The 9827-nt window shown below is 67.5% G+C and carries 10 protein-coding genes, 1 tRNA gene and 1 other RNA gene; 4 read left to right on the top strand and 8 right to left on the bottom strand.

What is annotated here, in order from left to right:
- Window positions 1-115 precede the first annotated feature (115 nt).
- The 3 genes from alaS to AC6RA4_RS17385 are packed head-to-tail and all read left to right on the top strand — an operon-like array spanning window position 116 to window position 3367.
- Complete coding sequence (gene alaS / locus AC6RA4_RS17395; protein ID WP_500162509.1) at window positions 116-2791, top strand: alanine--tRNA ligase; 2676 nt, start codon at window positions 116-118, stop codon at window positions 2789-2791.
- Between the two features lie 2 nt (window positions 2792-2793).
- A complete protein-coding gene (locus tag AC6RA4_RS17390; RefSeq protein ID WP_500162507.1) occupies window positions 2794-3078 on the top strand; it encodes a DUF1330 domain-containing protein in 285 nt (94 codons plus the stop codon).
- Window position 3079: 1 nt separating this feature from the next.
- Window positions 3080-3367, top strand: a complete 288-nt coding sequence (locus AC6RA4_RS17385) for a DUF1330 domain-containing protein (RefSeq protein ID WP_500162506.1) — start codon at window positions 3080-3082, stop codon at window positions 3365-3367.
- 120 nt (window positions 3368-3487) lie between these two features.
- Here the strand turns inward: AC6RA4_RS17385 and AC6RA4_RS17380 are convergent.
- Window positions 3488-3573, bottom strand: a tRNA-Leu gene (locus AC6RA4_RS17380).
- 199 nt (window positions 3574-3772) lie between these two features.
- On the opposite strand from AC6RA4_RS17380, the gene lipA reads away from it, so the two are divergent.
- Complete coding sequence (gene lipA / locus AC6RA4_RS17375; protein ID WP_500162504.1) at window positions 3773-4723, top strand: lipoyl synthase; 951 nt, start codon at window positions 3773-3775, stop codon at window positions 4721-4723.
- Window positions 4724-4844: 121 nt separating this feature from the next.
- On the opposite strand, the gene AC6RA4_RS17370 is transcribed toward lipA, so the two are convergent.
- The 7 genes from AC6RA4_RS17370 to ssrA all read right to left on the bottom strand — a co-directional run.
- A complete protein-coding gene (locus AC6RA4_RS17370; protein ID WP_500162502.1) occupies window positions 4845-5072 on the bottom strand; it encodes a ribbon-helix-helix domain-containing protein in 228 nt (75 codons plus the stop codon).
- Window positions 5069-5245 carry a DUF4169 family protein gene (locus AC6RA4_RS17365; protein ID WP_500162501.1) on the bottom strand — a complete coding sequence of 59 codons (177 nt, stop codon included), beginning with the start codon at window positions 5243-5245 and terminating at the stop codon, window positions 5069-5071. Before AC6RA4_RS17365 ends, AC6RA4_RS17370 begins: the two co-directional genes overlap by 4 nt.
- A gap of 324 nt (window positions 5246-5569) precedes the next feature.
- Complete coding sequence (gene fumC / locus AC6RA4_RS17360; protein WP_500162499.1) at window positions 5570-6964, bottom strand: class II fumarate hydratase; 1395 nt, start codon at window positions 6962-6964, stop codon at window positions 5570-5572.
- Between the two features lie 118 nt (window positions 6965-7082).
- Window positions 7083-7556 (bottom strand): SspB family protein, encoded by a 474-nt coding sequence (locus AC6RA4_RS17355; RefSeq protein WP_500162497.1) that lies wholly within the window; start codon window positions 7554-7556, stop codon window positions 7083-7085.
- Window positions 7557-7685: 129 nt separating this feature from the next.
- Window positions 7686-8936, bottom strand: a complete 1251-nt coding sequence (gene chrA / locus AC6RA4_RS17350; protein ID WP_500162495.1) for a chromate efflux transporter — start codon at window positions 8934-8936, stop codon at window positions 7686-7688.
- 57 nt (window positions 8937-8993) lie between these two features.
- Window positions 8994-9650, bottom strand: a complete 657-nt coding sequence (locus AC6RA4_RS17345; protein ID WP_500162493.1) for a DUF1194 domain-containing protein — start codon at window positions 9648-9650, stop codon at window positions 8994-8996.
- A 112-nt stretch (window positions 9651-9762) separates the two neighbouring features.
- Window positions 9763-9827: a transfer-messenger RNA gene (ssrA, locus tag AC6RA4_RS17340) on the bottom strand; the annotation flags it as partial.

Here is a 9827-nt window from a genome sequence, read left to right as displayed (position 1 = left end):
TGGGGCGCCGGCAGATCTGCGGAGGGCGGCTTTTCTGTTGCGGCTTATGGACAGGGGGCGGGCGTGGCGATACACCTGCGCGGACCGCTGAGACCCCAGCCAGACAAGGACGATCATGCCGAGCCTGAACGATATCCGCTCAACCTTTCTGAGCTATTTCGAGAAGCAGGGGCACCAGGTGGTGCCCTCGAGCCCGCTCGTGCCGCGCAACGACCCCACGCTCATGTTCACCAACTCGGGCATGGTGCAGTTCAAGAACCTCTTCACCGGGGTCGAGACGCGCGATTACCAGCGCGCCACCACGGCGCAGAAATGCGTGCGTGCCGGCGGCAAGCACAACGATCTCGACAATGTGGGCTACACCGCCCGCCACCACACCTTCTTCGAGATGATGGGGAATTTCTCCTTCGGGGACTACTTCAAGAAAGAGGCCATCCCCTTCGCCTGGGAGCTGGTGACGCGCGAGCTCGACATTCCCGCCGAGCGCCTGCTGGTGACGGTCTACCACACCGACGACGAGGCCGCCGAGATCTGGAAGAAGACCGGCGTGCCGGAAGACCGGATCATCCGCATCGACACCAACGACAACTTCTGGATGATGGGGCCGACCGGGCCCTGCGGCCCGTGCACCGAGATCTTCTTCGATCACGGCGACAAGTACTGGGGTGGCCCTCCGGGCTCGCCGGAGGAAGACGGCGACCGTTTCGTCGAGATCTGGAACCTCGTCTTCATGCAGAACGAGCAGTTCGAGGACGGCTCGATGCGGGCGCTCGACATGCAGTCGATCGACACCGGCATGGGGATCGAGCGGGTCGCGGCGCTGCTCCAGGGCACCAATGACAACTATTCGACCGACCTCATCCGCGCGCTGATCGAGGCCTCGGCTGACGCCACCTCGAGCGATCCCGACGGGCCGGGCAAGACCCATCACCGGGTTATCGCCGACCACCTGCGCTCGACCTCGTTCCTGATCGCCGATGGCGTGATGCCGTCGAACGATGGCCGCGGCTACGTGCTGCGCCGGATCATGCGCCGCGCCATGCGTCATGCCCACATGCTGGGCGCCAAGGATCCGGTGATGCACCGGCTGGTGCCGGCGCTGGTGCGCCAGATGGGGCAGGCCTATCCCGAGCTGGTGCGCGCCCAGGCCCTCATCGAAGAGACGCTGAAGCTCGAGGAAACCCGCTTCAAGCAGACGCTCGACCGCGGGCTCAAGCTGCTCGACGACGAGCTGGTGGGCCTTGGCGAGGGTGCCAAGCTGCCCGGTCAGGCGGCGTTCAAGCTCTATGACACCTACGGCTTCCCGCTCGACCTCACGCAGGATGCCCTGCGCGAGCGTGGCCGCGAGGTCGACACCGACGGGTTCGACGAAGCCATGGCCGAGCAGAAGGCCAAGGCGCGCGCCGCGTGGTCGGGCTCGGGCGAGGCGGCGGACCTGGCGATCTGGTTCGAGATCGCCGACGCCAAGGGTGCCACGGATTTCCTCGGCTACGACACCGAGACCGCAGAGGGCCAGATGCTGGCGCTGGTCAAGGATGGCTCGGAGGTCGACGCGCTCGAGGCCGGCGAGAGCGGCTGGGTGGTGCTGAACCAGACGCCGTTCTACGGCGAGAGCGGCGGCCAGGTCGGCGACAGCGGCTGGATGCGCCGGCTCGAGGATGAGCATGACCTCGCCGAGGTCACCGACACCCAGAAGATGGGCGGCGGCAAGGTGTTTGCTCACCAGGTCACCGTAAAGCAGGGCCGTTTCGCCAAGGGCGAGGCGGTGGCGCTCGAGGTGGATCACGCGCGTCGCGGCAAGATCCGTGCCAACCACTCGGCCACGCACCTGCTGCACGAGGCGCTGCGCCGGGCGCTTGGCGATCACGTCGCGCAGCGCGGCTCGCTGAACGCGCCGGAGCGCCTGCGCTTCGATTTCAGCCATGCCAAGGCGCTGACGCCGGAGGAGATTTCGCACGTCGAGCGCGAGGTGAACGCCTTCATCCGGCAGAACTCGCCGGTCAGCACCCGCATCATGACCCCGGACGATGCCCGTGCGCTTGGTGCGCAGGCGCTCTTTGGCGAGAAATACGGCGACGAGGTGCGCGTGGTCTCGATGGGCACCCAGGCGGGCTCGGGCAAGGGCGCCGATGGGCAGACCTATTCCATCGAGCTTTGCGGCGGCACCCACGTCGCCCAGACGGGCGATATCGGCACCTTCGCGCTGACCTCCGAGAGCGCATCTGCCGCAGGCGTGCGCCGCATCGAGGCGCTGACCGGCGAGGCCGCCATGGCCGAGCTGCGCAGCCGCGACAAGGCGCTTGGCGAGATCGAGGGCATGCTCAAGGCGCATGGCGCCGAGGCGGTCTCGCGGGTGGCGTCGCTGCTCGAGGAGCGCCGCAAGCTCGACAACGAGGTGGCGCAGCTGCGCCGCGACCTCGCCATGGCCGGTGGGCCGGGGCAGGGCGGCAGTGCCGAAGCGCGCGAGGTGGGCGGTGTCTCCTTCGTGGCGCAGGTTCTGAGCGGCGTCTCCGGCAAGGACCTGCCGCCGCTGATCGACGAGCACAAGGCGCGGCTCGGTTCGGGCGCGGTGCTGCTGATCGCCGATACCGGCGGCAAGGTGGCCGTGGCGGCGGGCGTCACCGAGGACCTGACCGGCAGCCATTCGGCGGTCGATCTGGTCAAGGCGGCGGTCGAGGCGCTTGGCGGCAAGGGCGGCGGTGGCCGCCCCGACATGGCGCAGGGCGGGGCCAAGGATGCGGCCGAGGCCGAGGCGGCGATCAAGGCGGCAGAAGCCGTGCTGGCGGGCTGACCATGGCCGCTTACATGATCGCCCGCATCGACGTGACCGATCCCGAGGAATATGCCGTCTATGCCGGCCAGACCATTGCGCTCGCCGAAAAATACGGCGGGCGGTTCCTGGTCAAGGGCGGGCCGCAGGAGGTGGTCGAGGGCACCGCGCCGAGCCGCCATGTCATCGTCGAGTTCCCCAGCCGCACCGCTGCCGAGCGCTGGTTCAACTCGCCGGAATATCAGCGCATCCTGCCGATCGCCCTGCGGGCGTCGAAGCGGGATGTGGTCATCGTCGAGGGAGTCTGAGATGCCTGCACTGTGGATCGCGCATGTGACCGTGACTGATGAGGAGGCTTATGGCCGCTATGCCAAGCTTGCCGGGCCGGCCATCGCCAAGCATGGCGGACATTTCATCGCGCGGGCAGGGCGTTACGTTCAGCTCGAGGGCACCGAGCGGCCGCGCAACGTGGTGGCGAAGTTCGACAGCGTCGAGGCCGCCGAGGCCTGCTACCACTCGCCGGAATACCAGGAGGCGCTGAGCCACGCGCGGGGCGCCTCGGAGCGCGAGCTGCTGATCGTCGAAACCAGCGAGTAAGCCGCGATTTATGTGGGCGCGCCTTTCGGGGCGCGCGCTCGCCGTCCCGGGCGCGGCCACGCGCAGATGTGTGGTGTCACGTTTTGGCGGGCGGGCTGTCGATGCTGATCGTGGGAGAGGTGGTACGGGCGGTGGGGCTCGAACCCACACTTCCTCTCGGAAATCGGATTTTGAATCCGACGCGTCTACCATTCCGCCACGCCCGCACTGAGAACCGATCTATCCAAGGCCGCGAAGCCCGTCCAGCCCGAAATCGCGCCAGTTGCGATGCGGGCAAAGGGTGCAGGGGGACCACTCGGTACCGAAGGGGATACGCTGCCGGCGCGGGCGCCGGCCGCACTGGCAACTCCCCCTGCAGTGCTGTATGTTGCCCGGTAAATCTTAAGATATTGCGGGGAAGAACCGTTGCGCGACATCAAGATCCCGACCCAGCGTCACCCGGAAAAGGCGCATCGCAAGGACAATCCGCAGCCCAAGAAGCCGGACTGGATTCGGGTCAAGGCACCGACCGGCAAGGGCTACCAGGAAACCCATCGCATCATGCGCGAGCACAAGCTTGTGACCGTCTGCGAAGAGGCGGGCTGCCCCAATGCCGGCGAGTGCTGGAACCAGGGCCACGCCACCATGATGATCATGGGCGACATCTGCACCCGCGGCTGCTCGTTCTGCAACATCGCCACTGGCCGGCCCGACGCGCTCGACGTGTTCGAGCCCGGGCGCGTGGCCGACGCGGTGCAGAAGCTGGGGCTGAACCACGTGGTCATTACCTCGGTTGACCGTGACGATCTAGAGGATGGCGGGGCGGAGCACTTCGCCCAGACCATCCGCGCGATCCGCCACCGCGCTCCCGAGACCACGATCGAGATCCTGACGCCGGACTTCCTGAAATGTGCCCCCGAGGTGCTTGAGGTGGTGGTCCGCGCCAAGCCCGACGTGTTCAACCACAACCTCGAGACCGTGCCGGGGCTCTACCCGGAGGTGCGTCCCGGTGCGCGCTATTTCCATTCGCTGCGCCTGCTGCAGCGGGTGAAGGAGCTCGATCCGTCGATCTTCACCAAGTCCGGCATCATGGTCGGCCTTGGCGAGGATGCGCAGGCGGTACGGCAGGTGATGGACGACATGCGCGCCGCGGATGTGGATTTCCTGACCATTGGCCAATACCTGCAGCCGACGCCGAAGCACCACGCGGTCGACCGCTTTGTGACGCCCGAGGAGTTCGCCTCTTACGAGAAGGCGGCCTTCGGCAAGGGCTTCCTGATGGTCTCGGCGACGCCGTTGACCCGCTCGAGCTACCACGCCGGCGACGATTTCGCCCGGCTTCGTGAGGCGCGGGAGCGCAAGCTGGCCGAGGCCTGAAACCCGCGCTTGGGTTCGTCTTACGGAAAAGGGCGCTCCGCGGAGGAGCGCCCTTTTTCAGTCCGGGTGTCCCTGCGCCACCGCGCCAGAAATTTCTTTGCCAAAGAAATTTCCACCCCGCTCAGCTGTCGGCGCGGGCCTTGACGTGTTTCAGTACATAAACCCGGATCGCCGATGCGAGCCCGGCCTCGAGACCTCGGGTCTCGTCGATCTCTGCGGCAAGCGCATTCAGCGCCTTGCCCTCGGCCTTGGCGATGGCGCGGAACTCGTTCCAGAACGCCTCTTCGAGAGAAACCGAGGTGCGGTGGCCGCGCAGGCTGAGGGAATGCTTGATCGGCCGCCCGGTCATTCGTCCCGCCTGTGGCCGTCGAGGTCGCGCGCGGCCTTGTCGGCCACGCTCTTGTCGAGCGCCTTGTCCGCCTTGCTGCGTCCGTGCAGCGCGGCGTTGCGATCGGCGGTGACCCGCTTTTCCGCCTTGGCGCGGGCCTTGCGGGCCTTGTTCAGGTTAATGACTTTGCTCATGTGGCGAAACTTAGCGCGGCACATGGGTTTCGCAACGGGTGAATTCAACAACTTCCGGGAGAATTTGCCGGCTCCCGTCACCCTGGGGGGACAGCATGCGACGGGAGCACGGCGGGACGCGACAGTGAGTGGCGGCCTTTGAAGGGATACGCGGCCTTTGGGACACCCCGCATCACAGGTGATACGCAGGGGCGACGCTTTTCCGTCGCCGGGCGCGAAAAAATTTTAGATAAAATTTTTGCGACTCTGTCCGGGCTGTGGTGCAAACGAAAAAGCGGGCCCGGGGGGCCCGCTTTCCGTGTCTATCCAGGCTGCGGCCGCGGATCAGTCCTTGGGGCCGATCATCTGCTCGGGGCGCACCACGCGGTCGAAGGTCTCCTCGTCGACGAAGCCGAGCGCGATGGCTTCCTCGCGCAGGGTCGTGCCGTTCTTGTGCGCGGTCTTGGCGACCTTGGTGGCGTTGTCATAGCCAATGGTCGGCGCCAGCGCCGTCACCAGCATCAGCGATTCCTTCATCAGCTTCTCGATCCGGGCTTCGTTGGCCTGGATGCCGACCACCATGTTGTCGGTGAAGGCCGAGGCGCTGTCGCCCAGAAGCTGCATCGACTGCAGCACGTTGTAGCTCATCATCGGATTGTAGACGTTGAGCTCGAAGTGACCCTGCGAACCGGCCATGCCGACCGCGGCGTCGTTGCCCATGACATGGGCGCAGACCATGGTCAGTGCCTCGGCCTGGGTCGGGTTCACCTTGCCCGGCATGATCGACGAGCCGGGCTCGTTCTCCGGCAGGATCAGCTCGCCGAGGCCCGAGCGCGGGCCCGAGCCCAGCAGGCGGATGTCGTTCGCGATCTTGAACAGCGACGCGGCCACGGTCTTGAGCGCACCCGAGAACATCACCATGGCGTCATGCGCTGCCAGCGCCTCGAACTTGTTCGGCGCGGTGACGAAGGGCAGGCCGGTGATCTCGGCCATGTTCGCGGCCACGGCCTCGCCCCAGCCCTTCTTGGTGTTGAGCCCGGTGCCCACGGCGGTGCCGCCCTGCGCCAGCTCGTAGATGTCGGGCAGGCAGGCCTCGACGCGGGCGATGCCCTTGCGGACCTGGTGCGCGTAGCCCGAGAACTCCTGGCCGAGCGTCAGCGGCGTGGCGTCCTGGGTGTGGGTGCGGCCGATCTTGATGATGTCCTTGAACTCGTCCGACTTCGCCTCGAGCGCCGCCAGAAGCTTGTTCAGACCCGGCAGCAGCACGTCGCGCGCCTGCATGGCGATGCCCACGTGCATGGCGGTCGGGAAGGTGTCGTTCGAGGACTGACCCATGTTGCAGTGGTCGTTCGGGTGCACGGGCTTCTTCGAGCCCATCTCGCCGCCCAGCATCTCGATGGCGCGGTTCGAGATCACCTCGTTGGCGTTCATGTTCGACTGCGTGCCCGAGCCGGTCTGCCAGACCACCAGCGGGAAGTTGTCGTCGAACTTGCCGTCGATCACCTCGCCGGCGGCGGCGATGATCGCGTCGGCGATCTCGGCCTCCATCGCGCCGTTGGCCTTGTTGGCCATGGCGCAGGCCTTCTTCACCACGCCAAGCGCGCGGATGATCGGCACCGGCTGCTTCTCCCAGCCGATCGGGAAGTTCATGATCGAGCGCTGGGTCTGCGCGCCCCAGTACTTGTCTGCGGGAACCTCGAGCGGGCCGAAGCTGTCGGTTTCGGTGCGGGTCTGGGTCACGGGAACCTCCTTTGGAACGCGGTCGCGCAATCTCTTACCCCGTGGTTCGGGAAAGGCAAGGCTGCATACCAAGGGATACCGTTAACATCCCGGCTCGACGCGGACCCGGCCGCCCGGATCACTGCTTGCGGAAGGAATCGAGCCGAACCACCTCGGCGTCGTGCTGTCCTTCGGAGGGGCCGTCCGGGCCGCCCTCGGGCGGGGTCGGATCGTCTTCGTCCTCGTCTTCCTCGTCGTCGTCCTGGGTCTCGAAACGCAGGCCGAACTCGACCGATGGGTCCACGAAGGTCTTGATCGCGTGATAGGGGATGTAGAGCCGCTCCGGCGCCTCGCCGAAGCTCAGGGTGACGGCGAATCCGTCTTCGCTCACCTCGAGATCGTCGAAGCGGTGCTGCAGCACCACGGTCATCTCGCCGGGATAGCGGTCGGACAGCCAGTCGGCCAGTTCGACATCCGGGTACTGGGTGTCGAAGGTGATGAAGAAATGGTGGTCGCCGGGAAGCCCCCGCTCGGCGACATCCGTGAGGACGTCGTGGATCAGGCCGCGCATGGCGCGATGCATGAGGTTGCCGTAGTCGATGCCGCCGGACATGGCACAATTCCTTGTGGTCTTTCTGGGTACCTTATTCGATCTGTCGGCGAGGAAAAGCCTCTGCGGCAGGAAAATGCAAGCAGCTCGTCCGGCGGCGCGGCGCTTGCCCGCCGCAAGCTGCATCGCCCGTCAGGTCAGCACCTGCCCGATTGCCCAGCCCGCACCGGCGGTGAGCGCCAGCGTCAGCGGCACCGAGCGCCTGAGTTTCAGCATCAGGACCGCGGCGACGGCCACGAGCAGAACGGCCTCCGGGCGCAGGCTCGACGGCACCGGCAGCGTCGCGGTCAGCGGCGCGGGCGCGGTGATCGTGTCCGCGAAGAGCACGTGCAGCGCGAACCAGAGCGACAGGTTGGCGATGACGCCGAGCACCGCAGCGGTGATGGCCCTGAGCGCGCCCTGCAGGCGTGGGCGGGCCAGCAGCCGCTCGAGATGCGGCGCGAAGGCGAAGATCCAAAGGAAGCAGGGCAGGAAGGTCATCCAGAGCGTCAGCACCGAGGCCGCGAGCGCCAGCCCCCAGCCGCCGGCCTCGTGCCCGATCAGCTGACCGGTGAACTGGGTGACGAGAATCAGCGGCCCCGGCGTGGTCTCGGCCAGACCCAGCGCATCGACCATCTGCTCCGGCGTCAGCCAGCCGCGGATCTCCACCACCTCCTGCGCCATCCACGCCAGCACCGCGTAGGCGCCGCCGAAAGAGACCACTGCGAGCTTGGCGAAGAACAGTCCGAGATCGAAGAGCAGGGTTTCTCCGGCCAGCCACAGGAGCGGCAGCGGCAGCAGCCAGAGCCCGCCCCAGAGCGCGATGCGCTGCAGGGTCGGCGCGGCGTGCGCGGGCTCTGGGGCGGGCTGCGCCGCCGGTGCGGTACTGGCCAGCCAGCCCCAGAGCCCGGCGGCGGCGATGACCAGCGGAAACGGCGCGCGGAAGAGGTAGAGCGCGGCGAAGGCGAGGAGGGCAATCAGCAGGTCGACGCGCCCGGAGAGCGCCTTTGCCTGCAGCCGGATCAGTGCCTGCACCACGATGATGATCACCGTGGCCTTGATCCCGAGCATCAGCCCTGCGGTCTGTGGCGCGGTGCCGAAGGCGGCGTAAAGCGCCGCAAGTGCCGCGATCACCAGCGCGCCAGGCAGCACGAAGAGCGCGCCGGCGAGCAGGCCGCCCGCGGTGCCGCGCAGGCGCCAGCCGGCATAGGTGGCGAGCTGCATCGCCTCGGGGCCCGGCAGCAGCATGCAGAAGCTCAGCGCCGAGAGGAATTGCTGCTCGGTGAGCCAGCGGCGTTCGTCGACCAGCACGCGGTGCATCAGGCCGATCTGCGCGGCGGGGCCGCCGAAGCTCAGGAGGCCGATGCGGCCGAACTCTTTGAAGAGACGGGAAAACGTGGGCATGGGCATGCTCTGACCTGGTTTTGTAACGGGATCATGACGCATGGGGACGGACCGCGCTCAGCCGGTCACGCGCGAGATCTCGCGCAGGATCTTGCGCCGCAGGGTCTCGGTATAGGCGCGGTGGCCGCGGGCGGTGATGACAAAGCCGTCGCGCGTGATCAGCGCGCGGCGGAAGAAATTGCTCACCGCGAGCCCCTGGCCCGGGGCCTCGATGGCCAGCGCGTTGACGGTGATTCCCGCGCGCTCGGCGCGCTGCCGGGCGGCGGCGGGCGGGCCGCCGGAATTGGGCGTGCCATCGCCCGAGACGTCGATCACCTTGCGCCGGCAGGCGGGCGCGCTGGCGAAGGCGTCGATGGCCGCGTGCAGCGCCGGGCCGGGCGCGGTGTCGGAAAGCACGAAGGCGCGCTCCATCGCGATGGCCCGCGCCGCGAGCCCCGCCACCGAGGCGGCGCTGGTCATCCGGGTCCAGCCGATGCTGAGTTGCTGGCGCTGCTCCCCGGCCCATTGCATCACCGCGATGGCGACCTTGTCCTGCACCAGGATGTCGGCGATCACCGGATCGGCCAGCGCGAGGGCCAGCCCTTCGGCCTGGATGCGGTACTCGGCGACGTCGACGGAATTCGACACGTCCATCGCCAGGAGCAGCGCGGTCTCGCAGGCATGGGCGCGCAGCGGGGCGAGGCAGGCGAGGCAGAGGAGGGCGGGGCGCAGCATGAGGGCGATGCTGGCAGCCGGGCAAGCTCCGGTCAATCGTGGCGGGGGCAGGAGCGGCGCGTCGGAAGGCCGCCGGGCCGGGGCAATCCATCGCAGATGTCGGAGGGTGGGAAGTGCAGGCTTCTGTTGCCAGGTGCCTGCGAACCCCGCCTTACGCGGCTAGGCGCAAGGGCTTAA

This window comes from Salipiger sp. (genome assembly GCF_059781815.1).
This window is presented reverse-complemented; position numbering and strand designations above follow the sequence as displayed.

Excerpts from the sequence above, each read along its gene's own strand:
- AC6RA4_RS17385 (WP_500162506.1), top strand. The coding sequence starts at position 3,080 with ATGCCTGCACTGTGGATCGCGCATGTGACCGTGACTGATGAGGAGGCT.
- AC6RA4_RS17365 (WP_500162501.1), bottom strand. The coding sequence starts at position 5,245 with ATGAGCAAAGTCATTAACCTGAACAAGGCCCGCAAGGCCCGCGCCAAG.
- chrA (WP_500162495.1), bottom strand. The coding sequence starts at position 8,936 with ATGCCCACGTTTTCCCGTCTCTTCAAAGAGTTCGGCCGCATCGGCCTC.
- AC6RA4_RS17345 (WP_500162493.1), bottom strand. The coding sequence starts at position 9,650 with ATGCTGCGCCCCGCCCTCCTCTGCCTCGCCTGCCTCGCCCCGCTGCGC.
- AC6RA4_RS17370 (WP_500162502.1), bottom strand. The coding sequence starts at position 5,072 with ATGACCGGGCGGCCGATCAAGCATTCCCTCAGCCTGCGCGGCCACCGC.
- AC6RA4_RS17355 (WP_500162497.1), bottom strand. The coding sequence starts at position 7,556 with ATGTCCGGCGGCATCGACTACGGCAACCTCATGCATCGCGCCATGCGC.
- AC6RA4_RS17390 (WP_500162507.1), top strand. The coding sequence starts at position 2,794 with ATGGCCGCTTACATGATCGCCCGCATCGACGTGACCGATCCCGAGGAA.
- alaS (WP_500162509.1), top strand. The coding sequence starts at position 116 with ATGCCGAGCCTGAACGATATCCGCTCAACCTTTCTGAGCTATTTCGAG.